This window comes from Pseudomonas sp. HMSC066A08 (assembly GCF_001813025.1).
GTDB lineage: Bacteria > Pseudomonadota > Gammaproteobacteria > Pseudomonadales > Pseudomonadaceae > Pseudomonas > Pseudomonas aeruginosa.
On record NZ_KV811378.1, the window covers coordinates 26,591 to 42,145 of the forward strand.

The following is a 15,555-nucleotide window of genomic DNA, read 5'->3' on the forward strand; positions in this document are numbered from 1 at the left end:
GGCATTACCTCAGGAGTGGGTGGGAAGGGTGGGAGGAAGGTCGACGTCGGCCGAGGCGGCCTGGCCGTCGATGCGGCGTTGCTGCTTGATCGCGTAGTGCATCCAGACCATGCAGACCACGGTCAGGCCGAACAGCAACATGAAGCAGGAGGAGCGCACGCCGATGTGGTCGGCGGCGTAGCCGAACAGGATCGGCAGGCAGAAGCCGCCGAGGCCGCCGATCACCCCGACCATGCCGCCGACGGTGCCCATGTTGCTCGGGTAGTAGTCGTGGATGATCCGGTACACGCTGGTCTTGCCGAAGCCCTGGGCAATGCCGACGACGAACACCAGGAAGGTGAACAGCCAGACGTTCAGGCCGATGCCCAGGCTGAGGTCGCCGTGGATGCCGTGGATGGTCATGGTGGTCTGCGGGTAGGAGAGGAAGAACAGGCACACCAGGCAGACCCAGAACACGCCCCAGTTCACCGAGCGCGCGCCGTAGTGGTCGCTGAACCAGCCACCGAGGGCGCGGATCAGGCCGGACGGCAGGGTGAACAGCATGGTGATGAAGGACGCGGTCTTCAGGTCCAGGCCGTACTCGGCGATGTAGTACTTCGGCAGCCACAGGGCCAGGGCGACGAAGCCGCCGAAGACGAAGAAGTAGTACAGGCCGAAGCGCCAGACGCGCAGCTCGGCGAGCGGCGCCAGTTGCTTGGCCAGGGTCGGCCGCTGGCTGGCCTCGGCGGCACCCTTGAGGTGCGCCGGATCGGTCCAGGTGAACAGCCAGAACAGCACGGCGGTGACCAGCATGGCTACCGAGTAGACCTGCGGCACCATGCGCCAGCCGAAGGCGACCACGATCATCGGCGCCACCAGGTTGGTGATCGCCGCGCCGGCATTGCCGGCACCGAAGATGCCCATCGCGGTGCCCTGGCGCTCCTTCTCGAACCAGGCCGAGGTATAGGCGATGCCGACCGCGAAGGAGCCGCCGGCCAGGCCGACGAACAGGCCGAGCACCAGGTAGTGCCAGTACTGGCTGGCGAAGGCCAGGCCGTAGATCGGGATGGCCACCAGCAGCATGTGGATGAAGAACACGATGCGGCCGCCGAAGCGGTCGGTGATCAGGCCCAGCGGCAGGCGCACCAGGGAGCCGGTGAGGATCGGCAGGGCGACCATCAGGCCGAACTGGGATTCGCTCAGGCCGAGTTCGTCCTTGATGCGGATGCCGATGATCGAAAACATCGTCCACACGGCGAAATTCACCGCGAAGGACAAGGTACTCATGCCGAGGACGGAGTACTGTTTCTGACGTAGGGAAGCCATGGCTAAACTCTCTGCACGGACAGCGTTCAGCGAGAGCCTAGGGAAGGTGTTCCTATGCAAATTTGATAGGAATCAATGAAATACCGGCCGTTCCGTGCCTAGATGCGCGCCCCTACCTCGAAAGAGGTATGGCTGAAATTATTGCGCAACCCACTGTTTTAAAAGGCTTTTCTCATGAACAAGGCGACCGCGCCGGACGCTGACCAGCGGGACAGATTCTTTGGAGGTAGTGACAGGGCCGGAAAACCGATCCTGCGCCGCTCCCTGGTAGTCCGCTTCGGCTGCTACCTCACCCTGCTGGTATCGCTGGCGCTGATCGGGATGTTCAGTGCCCTGCTCTTCGCCGACTACACGCACCAGGACGCCGCGGTGATCAACCACGCCGGCTCGTTGCGCATGCTCACCTACCGGGTCGCCCTGGAGCCCAGCCTGGAAGGCCGCCAGGCGCTGCTCGGGACCCTCGGCGAACGCCTCGACAGCGGCGACATCCGCCGCCTGCTGCAACGCCAGGATGCCGACGACCCGATCCGCCAGTTGCACCAGGAACTGCGCGAGGGCCTGGCGCGCCTGGACCCGCGCGCGCTGCCCGGACGCGCCGTGCTGGACGCCTACGTCGGCGACATCGACCGTTTCGTCGGCATCCTCCAGGCCAAGGCCGAGCGCCGCTCGCAACTGCTCAGCACGGTGCAGGGCCTGTGCCTGTTCCTCAGCCTGCTGGTGGTGTTCGTCACCCTCTACGACCTCAGCTACCACGTCATCGGCCCGCTGCGCGAACTCACCAGCACCGCCCGCCGCCTGGGCCGCGGCGAGCTGGATGCGCGGGTCACCTACAGCGGCGAGGACGAACTGGCGCAACTGGGCGAGCGCTTCAACCAGATGGCCGGCGAGCTGAAGAGCATCTACGGCGACCTGGAGGAGCGCGTGGAGGACAAGACCCGCGCCCTCTCGCAGAGCCACCAGCGCCTCGAACTGCTCTACGCCAGCGCCCGCCGGCTGGGCGAGAACCCCTACGACAGCCGCACCCTGCAACCGCTGCTGAACCAGTTGGAGAAAGTGCTCGACGCCGGCCGCGTGACCCTCTGCCTGAACAAGGACGGGGTCGAGCGCGCCTACAGCTCGCTGACCACCACCGAGCGGCCGGCGGACTTCTGCCTGCAGGGCGACTGCGGTAGCTGCCGCGAGCAGGCCAGCGCCTGCGACCAACCCTCGTCCCTGGCCCAGCCATTGCTGATGCAGCCACTGTCCATCGCCGGCCACCGTTTCGGCGAACTGTTCATCGAAAGCCGCAGCGGCCGCCTGGAGAACTGGCAGCAGCAACTGATCGAGACCTTCTGCGACAACATCGCCCGCACCTTCGCCCTGTCCCTGCAACAGGAACAGGAAAGCCGCCTGGCCCTGTTCGCCGAGCGCGGCACCATCGCCCGCGAACTGCACGATTCGCTGGCACAGTCGCTGTCCTACCTGAAGATCCAGGTCAGCCGCCTGGGCACCTTGCTCAAGCGCGAGGCGCCGGCGGAGAAGATCGAGGACACCCTCGACGAACTGCGCGAAGGCCTCAACGGCGCCTACCGGCAACTGCGCGAACTGCTCACCACCTTCCGCCTCAGCCTCGACGAGCCGAGCCTGGAAGCCGCGCTGGGGAACGCCGTGGCCGAGTTCGGCGAGCGCGGCGAGGTGGCGATCGAACTGGACAACCGCCTGCAACACGTGCCGCTGAGTCCCAACGAGGAAATCCACGTCCTGCAGATCGTCCGCGAGGCGCTCTCCAACGTGGTTCGCCATTCGCAGGCGCAACGGGCCTGGGTGCGCCTGAGCAGCCAGGCCGACGGCCAGGTGAGCATCGCCATCGAGGACGATGGCGTCGGCTTTGATCCGCAGCAGAACCGCAGCGGCCACTATGGGCTTACCATCATGCAGGAGCGCGGCCAGACCCTCGGCAGCCCGTTGCGCTTCGAAGCGCGCGCGCCCCGCGGCACGCGAGTGCTCTTCAGCTTCGTGCCGACCGCCCTGCAACCCTCCGCCGCCAAGGAGCCGACCCCATGACGGACATGCCAGCCACCGCCGACGAACCGGTTCGCCTGCTGCTGGTGGACGACCATCCGATGATGCGCAAGGGCGTCGCCCAGTTGCTCGAACTGGAAGACGACCTCAGCGTGGTCGGCGAGGCCGGCAGCGGCGAGGAAGCCCTGCGCCTGGCCGCCGAGCTGGACCCGGACATGATCCTGCTGGACCTGAACATGAAGGGCATGAACGGCCTGGACACCCTGCGCGCGTTGCGCGAGGCCGGAGTCGACGCGCGCATCGTGGTGTTCACCGTGTCCGACGACAAGGGCGACGTGGTCAACGTCCTGCGCGCCGGCGCCGACGGCTACCTGCTCAAGGACATGGAGCCGGAGCGCCTGCTCGAGCACATCCGCCAGGCCGCCACCGGACAGATGACCCTCAGCCCGCAGCTGACCCAGATCCTCGCCCAGGCCCTGCGGGGCGACGACCGTTCGAAGAGCCTCGACGAGCTGACCGAGCGCGAACGGCAGATCCTCCGCCAGATCGCCCACGGCTACAGCAACAAGATGATCGCGCGAAAGCTGGACATCACCGAAGGCACGGTGAAGGTCCATGTCAAGCGGGTGCTGCACAAGCTCGGCATGCGTTCGCGGGTCGAGGCCGCGGTGTGGGCGGTGGAGAACGACCTGGTGTGAGCCGCGCGCGGGCTTGATTCCGGTCAAGAAATCCACCGCGGCGCTACGTCGATACTGGCGGCTTCCTTCCACGAGGCGCCCGTCATGATGTTCGAACGCAGCCCCGACGATCCCCTTCCCCTGGTCTACGCCTGCTCCGGCTGCTCCAACGTGGCGCAACTGGCCAACGATCTCGCGCTGCGCCTGGATCGTGCCCGGCTGGCGGAGATGTCCTGCATCGCCGGAGTCGGCGGCGACGTCCCGCTGCTGGTCCGCCGGGCCCGCTCCGGGCGACCGATCCTGGCCCTCGACGGTTGCCCGCTGCATTGCGTGAAAGGCTGCCTGGCGCGCCACGAGGTAGTCCCGACCCTGCACCTGACCCTCAGCGAACACGGCCTGAAGAAGCGCTACGGCGAGGACTGCGAGGCGCAGGATGCCGAGCGCCTGTTCGTCGAGCTGGAGCATCTGCTGACGCCGGGCGGCAAGCGGCGCTGCGAATGACGGCGAGGCCGGGGGCGGCGACTATCCCCAGCCTGCCGAAACCCGCATCCCCGCCTTTCGGCCTCCCTCGCGCATATCGCGGCTCCTCCGCCGCGTAGGCATGCCCGTACCGCCTGCGATACGCAGCAGTGCGCTAGGATGTCCCCTCGGCTTCGAAGAAAGGACATTTCAATGCTGATCGGTGCGCTGCTGGTCCTCACCTGGGTCATCCTCCTCGTCCGATACCCGGCCAAGGCCCTGCCGGTCTCCCTGGCGGCTCTCGCCGGGCTGGGCCTGGTGGCGGCCTGGGTGATCTGGCAGGACAACGACGAAAGCCGCCACCTGCAACGCCAGGAACTGCGCCTGAGCTATGCGCCGGAACGCTGTCCGGTAGACCGGCCGCTGGCGGTCGAGCTGAAGAACGGCAGCGACCGTCCGTTGCTGGAGCTACGCTGGAGGATCGCCGCCTATCGTCCCGGCGACAGCGTCAACCTGGCCGACACCAGCTTCGACAGCCCGCGCTACCGGGCGCCGAACGCCCTGCTCGGCGGCGACAGCTGGCGCGACTGCCTGCCGCTGCCGCCGCTGCGTCCGGGCTATCGCGCCAGCACCCTGGAATTCCGCGCCGAACGCCTGGACGGGCGTTTCGGTAACTGACCGAGGGAGGACCCGATGGAAACCCGCCGTCTGTTCGAGCAGGGCTCCGCTGCCTACGCCAGCGCCCGCCCGCGTTATCCCGATGCGCTCTACCGCCATCTCGCCGGGCTCTGCGGCCAGCGCCGGCGCGCCTGGGACTGCGCCACCGGTACCGGCCAGGCCGCGCTCGGCCTGGCGCAGTACTTCGGCGAAGTCCTCGCCAGCGACACCAGCGCGCAGCAGATCGAACACGCCGTTGTCCATCCGGGTATCCGCTACAGCGTGCAGGACGCCGAAGCCACCGACTATCCCGACGCCGCCTTCGACCTGATCTGCGTAGCCCAGGCCTGGCACTGGTTCGACCATTCGCGCTTCAACCGCGAGCTACTGCGCGTGCTGCGTCCCGGCGGCGTGTTCGCCGCCTGGGGCTACGGCTGGTTCAGCATCGACGCGCAGATCGATGCCGCCATCGACGAGGAATACCTGCGCCCGATCGGCCCGTACTGGGCGCAACAGAACCGCCTGCTGTGGAACGCCTACCGGGATGTCGAGCTGCCGCTGGGCGAACTCCCCGCGCCGGCCTTCGTCATCGAGCAACAATGGAGCCTGGCCCGGTTGTTCGACTACATGGCCACCTGGTCGGCCAGCCGCCTGTGCCGCGAGGCGCAGGGCAACGCTTTCGTGCGCCAGGCCCTGCAACGGGTCGCCGCGCTCTGGGGCGAACCGACCTCGACACGCTGGGTTCGCATGCCGCTGGCGCTGCGGATCGCGCGCAAGGACGCCTGACCGAGCCTTCGGGCGGTTTTCCGCGGCCGGCGAATCCAGTACGGTAGGCCGCCCTCCTTCCAACTCCCAGCCAAGGAACGCCGCCCATGAGCCAACCCGTCGCCTTCGTCACCGGCTGCTCCAGTGGCATCGGCCGCGCCCTTGCCGACGCCTTCCAGCGCGCCGGCTACCGGGTCTGGGCCAGCGCGCGCAAGGAGGACGACGTGCGTGCCCTGGCCGAGGCCGGCTTCCAGGCGGTGCAACTGGACGTCAACGACGCCGCCGCGCTGGCCCGTCTGGCCGAGGAGCTGGAAGTCGAAGCCGCCGGCCTCGACGTCCTGGTCAACAACGCCGGCTACGGCGCCATGGGTCCGCTGCTGGACGGCGGCGTCGAAGCCATGCGCCGGCAATTCGAGACCAACGTGTTCGCCGTGGTCGGCGTGACCCGCGCGCTGTTCCCGCTGCTCAGGCGCAAGTCCGGCCTGGTGGTGAACGTCGGCAGCGTCTCCGGCGTGCTGGTCACGCCCTTCGCCGGCGCCTACTGCGCCTCCAAGGCCGCGGTGCATGCGCTGAGCGATGCCCTGCGCCTGGAGCTGGCTCCGTTCGCCGTCGAGGTGCTGGAAGTGCAGCCGGGCGCCATCGCCTCGAACTTCGGCGCCAGCGCCAGCCGCGAGCTGGACAGCGTGGTCGACGAACGCTCGCCCTGGTGGCCATTGCGTCGGCAGATCCAGGCGCGCGCCGCGGCATCCCAGGACAATCCTACGTCCGCCGAAGACTTCGCCCGCCAGTTGCTCGCCGCCGTGCAGCGCCGTCCGCGCCCGCCGCTGGTGCGCATCGGCAATGGCAGCCGGGCCCTGCCGGCGCTGGCTCGCTGGCTGCCGCGCAGCCTGCTGGAGCGGCTGCTGAAGAAGCGCTTCGGCCTCGACACGCGCCTCTGAAACCGCCAGGAGACACCGCCATGGACGACCGCCTTGCCGTACCCATCCGCTACTACGCCCTGGCCGGGATCGCCGCGGCGATCCTGCTCAACGTGCTGCTGCGCGGGGTGGTCCGCTTCGGCGGCCTGCCGGCCAGCCTGCTGATCGCCGCACTGGTCGCCGGCGGCCTGGCCTGGTGGTTCGCCCGCGCGCAGCGGCGCTGGCCGACCTGGGGCGAGCGCTTGCGCCTGGTCGCGCTGTATGGCGGTGTGCTCGGGGTCCTTTACCTGCTACTGGTCGGCCTCGCCTCGCTGAAAGGCGATCCCAGCCCGGCGGCACTGCTCATCGTGGTGCTGCACTACCTGTGCTATCCGGCGCTGTTGCTGGTGTTCTTCTCCGGCAGGGTCTATGGATTCTTCCTGCGCTGACAGGTGAAGCTGCCTCAACGAATTCTTCACATTCTCTTCAGCTCGGCTTGACCCGCCCTCGCCTAGTGTTGGCCACCCACCGCACGAGGCCGACATGCACCGTTCACCGCTCGCCTGGCTCCGCCTGCTCCTCGCCGCCGTGCTCGGCGCCTTCCTGCTCGGCGGCCCGCTGCATGCCGCCGAGACTGCCGCCCCGCGTTCGCCAGCCTGGGCGCAAGCGGTCGACCCGTCGATCAACCTCTACCGCATGAGCCCTACCCTCTATCGCAGCGCGCTGCCCAACGCACAGAGCGTCGCGCTGCTGCAACGCCTGCAGGTGAAGACGGTGGTCAGCTTCATCAAGGACGACGACCGCGCCTGGCTGGGCCAGGCTCCGGTGCGGGTGGTCAGCCTGCCGACCCACGCCGACCGGGTCGACGACGCCGAGGTGCTCAGCGTCCTCCGCCAGTTGCAGGCCGCCGAGCGCGAAGGCCCGGTGCTGATGCACTGCAAGCACGGCAACAACCGCACCGGACTGTTCGCCGCCATGTACCGCATCGTCGTGCAGGGCTGGGACAAGCAGGCCGCGCTGGAGGAAATGCAGCGCGGCGGTTTCGGCGACGAGGACGACATGCGCGACGCCAGCGCCTATGTGCGCGGCGCCGACGTCGAGGGCCTGCGCCTGGCGATGGCCACCGGCGAATGCAGCCCGTCGCGCTTCGCCGTCTGCCATGTGCGCGAGTGGATGGCCCAGGCGCTCGACCGGCCGTAAACACGCGCAGGGCCGAAAGGCTTGGTCCCGTCACGCAAGTTTGGCACCCTTGGGACTCGCCGCCGCACGCGGCGGCCCACTTCGACAGCCGCGACGAGACTCCCATGAGCGATGCCCCGACCTCCCCGCGCTTCAGCGCCGCCACCAGCACCCGCCTGCTCGACCATGCGCAACTGGAGGCGCTCTGCGCCGACTATGACGGCTTCCTTCTCGATCTCTGGGGCGTAGTGATGGACGGCGCCGAGGCGTTCCCCGGCGCCCTTGCCTGGCTCGCCCGGCGGCACGCCGAAGGCCGCCCGGTCTGGTTCCTCAGCAACTCGTCCAGCAGCGTGGTGGAAATGAGCGCCGGGCTCGAGCGCCTGGGCATCCGGCGCGACTGGTTCGCCGGCATCACCACGTCCGGCCAGTTGACCATCGACGCCCTGCTGCAAACCGCCGAATACCGGCGTGGCGGCATCTACCTGGCCGGCGTCGGCCTGGCCCAGCAAACCTGGCCGGCGGAAATCCGCGAGCGCTTCGTCGAGGACATCGCCCAGGCGGCGCTGATCGTCGGCGTCGGCAGCTTTCCCCAGGAAGAACTGGAACAGCGCTTCGCGCCCCTGCGCGGCGCCACCGACCTGCCGTTCCTCTGCGCCAACCCGGACCGCGTGGTGGTTTCCGGCGGCCGCACGGTATACGGCGCGGGCATGCTCGCCGAGCTGTTCAGCGAGGAAGGCGGCCAGGTCAACTGGTACGGCAAGCCCGACCCGGCGGCCTTCCGCATCGCCCAGCGGCAACTGGAAGCGCGCGGCGCGCGGCACATCCTGTTCGTCGGCGACTCGCTGGTGACCGACGTCCCCGGCGCCCTCGCCGCGCGCATCGATACGCTCTGGCTGGGCGCCACCGGCATCCACCGCGAAGCCCTGGGCGCCGAGTTCAACGGAGCGCTCGACGAGGAGCGGGTCAGGTCGCTGCTGCACGGCTATCCGATCCGACCGCACTTTGCCGCGCCAGGGCTGGTCTGACCCTCAAAGGTCGGAAAAAGGATGCACGCATGCACTGGCTGGACTACCTGCAATGGCCCGCCATGCTGGTCACGGTGGTTGCCGCCTGGCTGGTGGCGTCGGCGCACCGGCGAAGACGCAAGGTCGGCTTCTGGGTGTTCCTCGCCAGCAACCTGCTGTGGATCGCCTGGGGCCTGTACGCCCAGGCCTATGCGCTGATCCTGCTGCAGGTCTGCCTGGCGGCGATGAACCTGCGCGGCACCCATCGCAACGAAGCGCCACAGGACAGCGCCTGATGGCCGCCAACGAAAACGCCCGCCATGACGGCGGGCGCTCGCCTTGCGAAGGCTGCGCTCAGTGCGCACCCTCGCTCTTCTCCAGCGGCTGGCCGGCGTAGATACGACGCACCAGCGGGCCGATGGAAAGCCCCTGGAGCAGGATCGAGACCAGCACCACGATGTAGGTCAGGCTGAGGATCAGGTCGCGCTCCGGCCCCAGCGGCAGGGACAGCGCCAGCGCCACCGAGACGCCGCCGCGCAGCCCACCCCAGACCAGGATGCGGATGGTGCCCGCCGGTACCTGCCGGTTGGCGCCACGGAAACGGCGCAGGACCAGGATCGCCGGGCCCACCGTGAGCAGGCGCGAGACCAGCACCGCGCCGCCGAGGGCGAAGGCCGCCGCCACGTGCAGCCAGGAGAACGGCAACAGCAGCAGCTCCAGGCCGATCAGGGCGAACAGCAGGGCGTTGAGGATCTCGTCGATCAGCTCCCAGAACTTGTCCACGTAGCGCCGGGTCTCGTCCGACATCGCATAGTGGCGTCCGTGGTTGCCGATGATCAGCCCGGCCACCACCATCGCGATCGGCGCCGATACGTGCAGGCGCGCGGCCAGCGCGGCACCACCGATGACCAGGGCGAGGGTCAGCATGACCTCCACCTGGTACTGGTCGATGCCGCGCATCATCACGAACACGCCATAGCCGAGCACCGCACCGAAGACCACGCCACCGATGGCTTCCTGGACGAAGAGGATCGCCGTGGCACTGACCGTGGGCGCCTCGCCGAGCTGGAGGATGCCGAGGATGATGGCGAACACCACCACCGCGGTGCCGTCGTTGAACAGCGACTCGCCGACGATGGTGGTCGCCAGCGGTTTCGGCGCGCCGGCGGACTTGAGGATGCCGAGCACGGCGATGGGGTCGGTCGGCGAGATCAACGCGCCGAACAACAGGCAGTAGATGAAGTCCACCTGCCAGCCGAACAGCGGGAAGGTGTAGTAGGCCAGGCCACCGATGACGAAGGTGGCGATCAGCACCCCGGCGGTGGCCAGCAGGCCGATCGGCCACTTGTAGCTGCGCAGGTCGGAGAGGTCGACGTGCAGTGCGCCGGCGAACAGCAGCGCGGGCAGGAACCAGGTCATCAGTACTTCGGAGAAGTCGATGCGGCGGATGATTTCCTGCATCTCCACCTCGAGGATCGGATAACCCAGTTCCGACAGCCCCTGGACGATCAGCGAGAACACCAGCGCCGTGGCCATCACGCCGATGGTCGGCGGCAGGCGGATGAAGCGGTAGTTCACGTAGGTGAGCAAGGTGGTCAAGGCAATGAATGCCGCGACGAGATCGAGCATGACGCGGGGTACTCCCTTAGCAGAAGGTAAAACACCTACCCCAAAAGGCCGATCCGTGAACCGTGGGGTGCGAATGTCTGGAAAAGCCCGAGAAAATTTCGGAACCCGCATCATAACCGCAGAAAAGCCCTGGGCGTCCAGCGCACCGATACGGTGCATGGCGCGCCGCCGACGCGGCAGCGCCGTTATCGCCCGCTCCCCCGGGAAAATTTCTTCGTCCGCCGCCAGCCCAGGCGAGACGGCGGCTGCGGTCGCTTGCCCAGGCCCGGGCATGGCACAAGCATGGCCGTTTCGTTGAACCTCCGCGAACGACGAACGGTCAACCCTTTCAGGGTCGGGAATTCGGTGCCCATCCGAAGCCTTTGATTTCCGGCCTGTTTCCGCGCTTCGACGAAGCGCCCGACAGCGTAGCCAACGCTCATTCCGAAGGGAGTCCCGACCATGGTGAAAACCTGTGGCAAGGCCCTGCTCGGCCTCTGCGCCGCAGCCGTCGTACTGGCCTTGCTGATCCACTGGATCACCCCCGCGACCATCCTCCACTACCGCGAGGACCTGCTGTTCTACTTGCAGGCCCACCTGGTGCTGGTCTTCAGTTCGATGGCGGCCGCCCTGCTGGTCGGCGTGCCGGCCGGCATCCTGCTCAGCCGTCCCGGCATGCAGGCCCAGGCCGAACGCCTGATGCAGGTGTTCAACGTCGGCAACACCATCCCGCCGCTGGCGGTGCTGGCCATCGCCCTGGCGATCATCGGCATCGGCAACGGTCCGGCGATCCTCGCCCTGTTCCTCGCCTCGCTGCTGCCGATCGTGCGCAACACCTACGAGGGCCTGCGCAATGTCTCGCCGGCGCTGAAGGAAGCCGCCACCGGCATCGGCATGACGCCCAACCAGGTGCTGCTGCGGGTGGAACTGCCGAACGCGGTGCCGATCATCGTCGGCGGCGTGCGCGTGGCCCTGGCGCTGAACGTCGGCTCCGCGCCACTGGCATTCCTGATCGGCGCCAACAGCCTGGGCAGCCTGATCTTCCCCGGCATCTACCTGAACAACCACCAGCAACTGCTGCTCGGCGCCGCCTGCACGGCGCTCCTCGCCCTGCTGCTGGACGCCCTGGTGGTGCTGTTCAGCCGGACGTTCCTGGAACGCGGCCTGACCGCCAAGGAGGCCTGATGAACCGACTGATCCGCTCACTCTGCCTGGCCTGCGCCGGCCTGTTCGCCGCCGGCCTGGCGCAGGCGGAAACCCTGCGCATCGGCGGCAAGACCTTCACCGAGCAGCGTATCCTCACCGCCATCACCGCGCAGTTCCTGCAGAAGCGCGGCTACGACGTGACGGTCACCACCGGCCTGGGCAGCACCCTGGCCCGCGCCGCCCAGGAAAGCGGCCAGCTGGATATCGTCTGGGAGTACACCGGCTCGTCGCTGATCGTCTACAACCACATCGACGAGAAGCTCGACGCCGCGGCCTCCTACCGCCGGGTCAAGCAACTCGACGAGGCCCAGGGCCTGGTCTGGCTGAAGCCGACCCGCTTCAACAACACCTATGCCCTGGCCATGCCCGAGGAGCAGGCCGAGCGCCTGGGCATCCAAAGCGTCAGCGATCTCGCGCGGGTGCTTGCCGAACAGCAGGAGGCCGAGCCCGGGAGCACCCACCTGTTCGCCATGGACCCGGAGTTCGCCGGCCGCCCCGACGGCCTCGGCCCCATGAGCGAGCTGTACGGCCTGCACTTCACCCGCAACGACATCCGCCAGATGGACGCCGGGCTGGTCTACACCGCGCTGAAGAACCGCCAGGTGTTCCTCGGCCTCGTCTACACCACCGACGGCCGCCTGAAGGACTTCAAGCTGCGCGTGCTGAAGGACGACAAGCAGTACTTCCCCTTCTACAACGCCGCCCCGGTGGTGCGTAGGGAAGTCATGCAGCGCCATCCGGAGTTCGCCACGCTGTTCGATCCGATCATCGAGCGGCTCGACGACGCCACCATGCAGGCGCTCAACGCGCGGGTCGATATCGAGCAGCAGACGCCACGGAAGGTCGCCGCCGACTTCCTCCGCGAACACCGCCTGCTCGACGACGGCCAGGCCGGCCAGGGAGGTAGCCGGTAATGGACTTCTTCAGCGTGCTTTCCCATCTCGACTGGTCCCAGGTCGGCCAGCTCACCCTCCAGCACTTGCTGCTGGTACTGGTCGCCGTGGGCCTGGCGATCCTCGTCGGCGTGCCGCTGGGCGTGCTGATGACCCGCTTCACGTGGCTGGCCGGCCCGCTGCAGGGCGCCGCCACGGTGATGCTGACCATCCCCTCGATCGCCCTGTTCGGCCTGCTGATGCCGGTCTACTCGGTATTCGGCCAGGGCCTCGGGCCGCTGCCGGCGATCACCGCGGTGTTCCTCTATTCGCTGCTGCCGATCCTGCGCAACACCTACCTCGCCCTGACCGGCGTCGAAGCGGGCATCCGCGAGGCCGGCAAGGGCATCGGCATGACCTTCTGGCAACGCCTGCGGATGGTCGACATTCCCCTCGCGGTGCCGGTGATCCTCGCCGGCGTACGCACCGCCGTGGTGATGAACATCGGCGTGATGACCATCGCCGCGGTGATCGGCGCCGGCGGCCTGGGCGTGCTGATCCTCACTTCCATCAGCCAGAGCAACATGCCGATGCTGGTGGTCGGCGCGGTACTGGTCAGCCTCCTGGCCATCGTCGCCGACCTGCTGCTGCAATGGCTGCAACGCATCCTCACCCCCAAGGGACTGCGCGCCAGCGCGCACTGACAGGAGCCGGACATGATCGAACTGGACAAACTCAGCAAGACCTTCACCCAGAAGAACGGCAAGGAGTTCCGTGCCGTCGATTCCGTCAGCCTGACCGTGGAGAAAGGCGAGATCTGCGTCTTCCTCGGCCCCTCCGGCTGCGGCAAGACCACCACCCTGAAGATGATCAACCGGATCATCCCGCCGACCTCCGGCCGCGTGCTGATCGACGGCCAGGACACCGCGGACCTCGACGAAGTCACCCTGCGCCGCCACATCGGCTACGTGATCCAGCAGATCGGCCTGTTCCCGAACATGACCATCGAGGAAAACATCATGGTCGTGCCGCGCCTGCTCGGCTGGGACAAGGCGCGCTGCAAGGAGAAGGCCCGCGAGCTGATGAGCATGGTCAAGCTGGAGCCCAAGCAGTACCTGCAACGCTACCCGCGCGAGCTCTCCGGCGGCCAGCAGCAGCGCGTCGGGGTGATCCGCGCGCTGGCGGCGGACGCGCCGCTGCTGCTGATGGACGAGCCGTTCGGCGCGGTCGATCCGATCAACCGCGAGTCGATCCAGAACGAGTTCTTCGAGATGCAGCGCAAGCTCGGCATGACCGTGATCATGGTCAGCCACGACATCGACGAAGCCATCAAGCTGGGTGACAAGGTGGCGGTGTTCAAGAGCGGCCGGCTGCTCCAGTACGACCACCCGGACACCCTGCTGGCGCACCCGGCGGACGAGTTCGTCAGCGCCTTCACCGGCCAGGACAGCACGCTCAAGCGTCTGCTCCTGGTGCGCGCCGAAGACGCCGCCGACAGCAGCCTGGTCACCGCCCGGCCGCAAACCCCGGTGGCCGAGGCGCTGGAACTGATGGACGAGAACGACCGGCGCTACCTGATCGTGGTGGATGACCAGGGCAAGGGCCTGGGCTACGTGCGACGCAAGGACCTGCGCCGCCAGGAGGGCACCTGCGCGCCGTTCGTCACCCCGTTCCGGGTCACCGCCAGCCACGACGAGCACCTGCGCATCCTGTTGTCGCGGATGTACGAGTTCAACAGCTCCTGGCTGCCGGTGCTCGACCCCGACCAGCAGTTCCTCGGCGAGGTCACCCAGGAATCCATCGCCGACTACCTCAGCTCCGGCCGCTCGCGCGGCGGCAAGGGCCTGATCGTGTCGCCGGCCGAACAGGTCGGGGCGTAGGCCGCCGGGTGGATATTCACCGCCGGCAACCGCCAACCGCCAACCGGAGCGTATTCCTGGCGAGTGGCGCCCTCTTCCGCCCCGCCGAAACGAAAAAGCCCGGCATCCGCCGGGCTTCTCCACGCCTCTCTCGCTCAACCGGCCCGCCCCGGCGCCTGCGCCGCCGAGGCCTGGTCGTCGCGCCCTTGCGGCTTGACGATCACCGTGCAGGTGATCCCCGCCGAGAGCAGCACGCCGTCCGGCACTTCGTCGATGTGTACCCGCACCGGCACGCGCTGGGCCAGGCGCACCCAGTTGAAAGTGGGGTTGACGTCGGCGGTCAGCTCGCGGCTTTCCGGGTTGTCGCGGTCGTAGATGCCGCGGGCGATGCTTTCCACGTGGCCCTTGAGGTGTTCGCCGCTCATCAGCTGCATGTCCACCGGGTCACCTTCGCGGATATACGGCAGCTTGGTTTCCTCGAAGTAGCCGTAGACCCAGTAGGAGTTCTTGTCGATCACCGCCATCTTCGCCTCGCCGACCCGCGCGTAGTCGCCACGGTGCACGTTGAGGTTGGTGACGTAGCCGTCGACCTGCGCCACCACCCGGGTGCGCTCCAGGTTCAGGCGCGCGGCGTCGAGCTGGGCCTTGGCCTGCTCGTAGTCGGCCATCGCCGCGGCGGCGGTGTTGTGGGCGTCGTCGCGGCTTTCGCGGGAGACCACCATTTCATCCATTTCCGCACGCCGCCGGGCGTTCAGCTGGCGCATCTCCAGGGTCGCCTTGCGCGAGGCGACCAGCGACTCGGCCTGCTTCACCGCAATACGGTAGTGGTCGGGGTCGATCTGCATCAGCAGGTCGCCTTTCTTCACCAACTGGTTGTCGCGCACCGGGACGTCGACGACGATCCCGGAAACGTCGGCGGCGACATTGATCACGTCGGCGCGCACGCGACCGTCACGGGTCCAGGGGGTGTCCATGTAGTTGACCCACAGGGTCCGCCCGATGAATACGGCGACCAGTAGGATCAGCAGGGTCGCCAGCAGGCTGATTACGGATTTCAAGGTCATGGT

At 67.8% G+C, this 15,555-nt stretch carries 17 protein-coding genes; 14 read left to right on the forward strand and 3 right to left on the reverse strand.

The genetic code is table 11. The annotated features are described in order from the left end of the window. Nucleotides 1–9 precede the first annotated feature (9 nt). Nucleotides 10–1,305 carry a nitrate/nitrite transporter gene (locus HMPREF2886_RS31560; RefSeq protein ID WP_070749105.1) on the reverse strand — a complete coding sequence of 432 codons (1,296 nt, stop codon included), beginning with the start codon at nucleotides 1,303–1,305 and terminating at the stop codon, nucleotides 10–12. 174 nt (nucleotides 1,306–1,479) lie between these two features. Between HMPREF2886_RS31560 and narX the strand changes: the two genes are divergently transcribed. From narX to HMPREF2886_RS31610, 10 genes are all read left to right on the forward strand, one after another. Then, nucleotides 1,480–3,348, forward strand: a complete 1,869-nt coding sequence (narX, locus tag HMPREF2886_RS31565) for a two-component system sensor histidine kinase NarX (protein WP_033972199.1) — start codon at nucleotides 1,480–1,482, stop codon at nucleotides 3,346–3,348. After that, nucleotides 3,345–4,004: a two-component system response regulator NarL gene (gene narL, locus HMPREF2886_RS31570; RefSeq protein WP_003092968.1), complete on the forward strand. Its 660-nt coding sequence runs from the start codon at nucleotides 3,345–3,347 to the stop codon at nucleotides 4,002–4,004. The genes narX and narL overlap by 4 nt, the downstream gene beginning before the upstream one ends. An 84-nt stretch (nucleotides 4,005–4,088) precedes the next feature. Then, nucleotides 4,089–4,484, forward strand: coding sequence for an anaerobic/virulence modulator AnvM (gene anvM, locus HMPREF2886_RS31575; RefSeq protein ID WP_033972201.1), 396 nt, complete (start codon nucleotides 4,089–4,091; stop codon nucleotides 4,482–4,484). 171 nt (nucleotides 4,485–4,655) lie between these two features. After that, nucleotides 4,656–5,120 carry a hypothetical protein gene (locus HMPREF2886_RS31580; RefSeq protein WP_033972202.1) on the forward strand — a complete coding sequence of 155 codons (465 nt, stop codon included), beginning with the start codon at nucleotides 4,656–4,658 and terminating at the stop codon, nucleotides 5,118–5,120. A 15-nt stretch (nucleotides 5,121–5,135) separates the two neighbouring features. Beyond that, nucleotides 5,136–5,885 carry a class I SAM-dependent methyltransferase gene (locus tag HMPREF2886_RS31585; protein WP_070749107.1) on the forward strand — a complete coding sequence of 250 codons (750 nt, stop codon included), beginning with the start codon at nucleotides 5,136–5,138 and terminating at the stop codon, nucleotides 5,883–5,885. Nucleotides 5,886–5,971: 86 nt separating this feature from the next. Beyond that, the gene (locus tag HMPREF2886_RS31590) at nucleotides 5,972–6,802 is read left to right on the forward strand and encodes an SDR family oxidoreductase (RefSeq protein WP_058173227.1); all 831 of its coding nucleotides are present in this window, start codon (nucleotides 5,972–5,974) and stop codon (nucleotides 6,800–6,802) included. 20 nt (nucleotides 6,803–6,822) lie between these two features. Further along, a complete protein-coding gene (locus tag HMPREF2886_RS31595; RefSeq protein ID WP_024917603.1) occupies nucleotides 6,823–7,209 on the forward strand; it encodes a hypothetical protein in 387 nt (128 codons plus the stop codon). Between the two features lie 94 nt (nucleotides 7,210–7,303). After that, nucleotides 7,304–7,960: a tyrosine phosphatase TpbA gene (gene tpbA, locus HMPREF2886_RS31600; protein WP_070749109.1), complete on the forward strand. Its 657-nt coding sequence runs from the start codon at nucleotides 7,304–7,306 to the stop codon at nucleotides 7,958–7,960. A 104-nt stretch (nucleotides 7,961–8,064) separates the two neighbouring features. Next, the gene (locus HMPREF2886_RS31605) at nucleotides 8,065–8,964 is read left to right on the forward strand and encodes a TIGR01459 family HAD-type hydrolase (protein WP_058178160.1); all 900 of its coding nucleotides are present in this window, start codon (nucleotides 8,065–8,067) and stop codon (nucleotides 8,962–8,964) included. Between the two features lie 29 nt (nucleotides 8,965–8,993). After that, nucleotides 8,994–9,239: a YgjV family protein gene (locus tag HMPREF2886_RS31610; RefSeq protein WP_003092978.1), complete on the forward strand. Its 246-nt coding sequence runs from the start codon at nucleotides 8,994–8,996 to the stop codon at nucleotides 9,237–9,239. A 58-nt stretch (nucleotides 9,240–9,297) separates the two neighbouring features. Here the strand turns inward: HMPREF2886_RS31610 and HMPREF2886_RS31615 are convergent, their stop codons facing one another. Further along, nucleotides 9,298–10,572 (reverse strand): cation:proton antiporter, encoded by a 1,275-nt coding sequence (locus tag HMPREF2886_RS31615; RefSeq protein ID WP_003105667.1) that lies wholly within the window; start codon nucleotides 10,570–10,572, stop codon nucleotides 9,298–9,300. A 441-nt stretch (nucleotides 10,573–11,013) separates the two neighbouring features. On the opposite strand from HMPREF2886_RS31615, the gene HMPREF2886_RS31620 reads away from it, so the two are divergent. Genes HMPREF2886_RS31620 through HMPREF2886_RS31635 form a run of 4 tightly spaced genes read left to right on the forward strand, consistent with a single transcriptional unit; the run spans nucleotide 11,014 to nucleotide 14,509 of the window. After that, on the forward strand, nucleotides 11,014–11,736 hold the full coding sequence (locus HMPREF2886_RS31620) for an ABC transporter permease (protein WP_033972206.1): 723 nt from the start codon (nucleotides 11,014–11,016) through the stop codon (nucleotides 11,734–11,736). Next, nucleotides 11,736–12,671, forward strand: a complete 936-nt coding sequence (locus HMPREF2886_RS31625; protein WP_039028161.1) for a glycine betaine ABC transporter substrate-binding protein — start codon at nucleotides 11,736–11,738, stop codon at nucleotides 12,669–12,671. Before HMPREF2886_RS31620 ends, HMPREF2886_RS31625 begins: the two co-directional genes overlap by 1 nt. Next, a complete protein-coding gene (locus HMPREF2886_RS31630; protein ID WP_003092985.1) occupies nucleotides 12,671–13,333 on the forward strand; it encodes an ABC transporter permease in 663 nt (220 codons plus the stop codon). The genes HMPREF2886_RS31625 and HMPREF2886_RS31630 overlap by 1 nt, the downstream gene beginning before the upstream one ends. Before the next feature lie 12 nt (nucleotides 13,334–13,345). Further along, complete coding sequence (locus tag HMPREF2886_RS31635) at nucleotides 13,346–14,509, forward strand: osmoprotectant ABC transporter ATP-binding protein OsmV (protein WP_003113768.1); 1,164 nt, start codon at nucleotides 13,346–13,348, stop codon at nucleotides 14,507–14,509. A 134-nt stretch (nucleotides 14,510–14,643) separates the two neighbouring features. Here the strand turns inward: HMPREF2886_RS31635 and HMPREF2886_RS31640 are convergent, their stop codons facing one another. After that, complete coding sequence (locus HMPREF2886_RS31640; RefSeq protein ID WP_003113767.1) at nucleotides 14,644–15,552, reverse strand: efflux RND transporter periplasmic adaptor subunit; 909 nt, start codon at nucleotides 15,550–15,552, stop codon at nucleotides 14,644–14,646. Nucleotides 15,553–15,555 lie beyond the last annotated feature (3 nt).

Coding starts and splice junctions, on each gene's coding strand:
- HMPREF2886_RS31560 (WP_070749105.1), bottom strand. CDS start 1,305: ATGGCTTCCCTACGTCAGAAACAGTACTCCGTCCTCGGCATGAGTACC.
- narX (WP_033972199.1), top strand. CDS start 1,480: ATGAACAAGGCGACCGCGCCGGACGCTGACCAGCGGGACAGATTCTTT.
- narL (WP_003092968.1), top strand. CDS start 3,345: ATGACGGACATGCCAGCCACCGCCGACGAACCGGTTCGCCTGCTGCTG.
- anvM (WP_033972201.1), top strand. CDS start 4,089: ATGATGTTCGAACGCAGCCCCGACGATCCCCTTCCCCTGGTCTACGCC.
- HMPREF2886_RS31580 (WP_033972202.1), top strand. CDS start 4,656: ATGCTGATCGGTGCGCTGCTGGTCCTCACCTGGGTCATCCTCCTCGTC.
- HMPREF2886_RS31585 (WP_070749107.1), top strand. CDS start 5,136: ATGGAAACCCGCCGTCTGTTCGAGCAGGGCTCCGCTGCCTACGCCAGC.
- HMPREF2886_RS31590 (WP_058173227.1), top strand. CDS start 5,972: ATGAGCCAACCCGTCGCCTTCGTCACCGGCTGCTCCAGTGGCATCGGC.
- HMPREF2886_RS31595 (WP_024917603.1), top strand. CDS start 6,823: ATGGACGACCGCCTTGCCGTACCCATCCGCTACTACGCCCTGGCCGGG.
- tpbA (WP_070749109.1), top strand. CDS start 7,304: ATGCACCGTTCACCGCTCGCCTGGCTCCGCCTGCTCCTCGCCGCCGTG.
- HMPREF2886_RS31605 (WP_058178160.1), top strand. CDS start 8,065: ATGAGCGATGCCCCGACCTCCCCGCGCTTCAGCGCCGCCACCAGCACC.
- HMPREF2886_RS31610 (WP_003092978.1), top strand. CDS start 8,994: ATGCACTGGCTGGACTACCTGCAATGGCCCGCCATGCTGGTCACGGTG.
- HMPREF2886_RS31615 (WP_003105667.1), bottom strand. CDS start 10,572: ATGCTCGATCTCGTCGCGGCATTCATTGCCTTGACCACCTTGCTCACC.
- HMPREF2886_RS31620 (WP_033972206.1), top strand. CDS start 11,014: ATGGTGAAAACCTGTGGCAAGGCCCTGCTCGGCCTCTGCGCCGCAGCC.
- HMPREF2886_RS31625 (WP_039028161.1), top strand. CDS start 11,736: ATGAACCGACTGATCCGCTCACTCTGCCTGGCCTGCGCCGGCCTGTTC.
- HMPREF2886_RS31630 (WP_003092985.1), top strand. CDS start 12,671: ATGGACTTCTTCAGCGTGCTTTCCCATCTCGACTGGTCCCAGGTCGGC.
- HMPREF2886_RS31635 (WP_003113768.1), top strand. CDS start 13,346: ATGATCGAACTGGACAAACTCAGCAAGACCTTCACCCAGAAGAACGGC.
- HMPREF2886_RS31640 (WP_003113767.1), bottom strand. CDS start 15,552: ATGACCTTGAAATCCGTAATCAGCCTGCTGGCGACCCTGCTGATCCTA.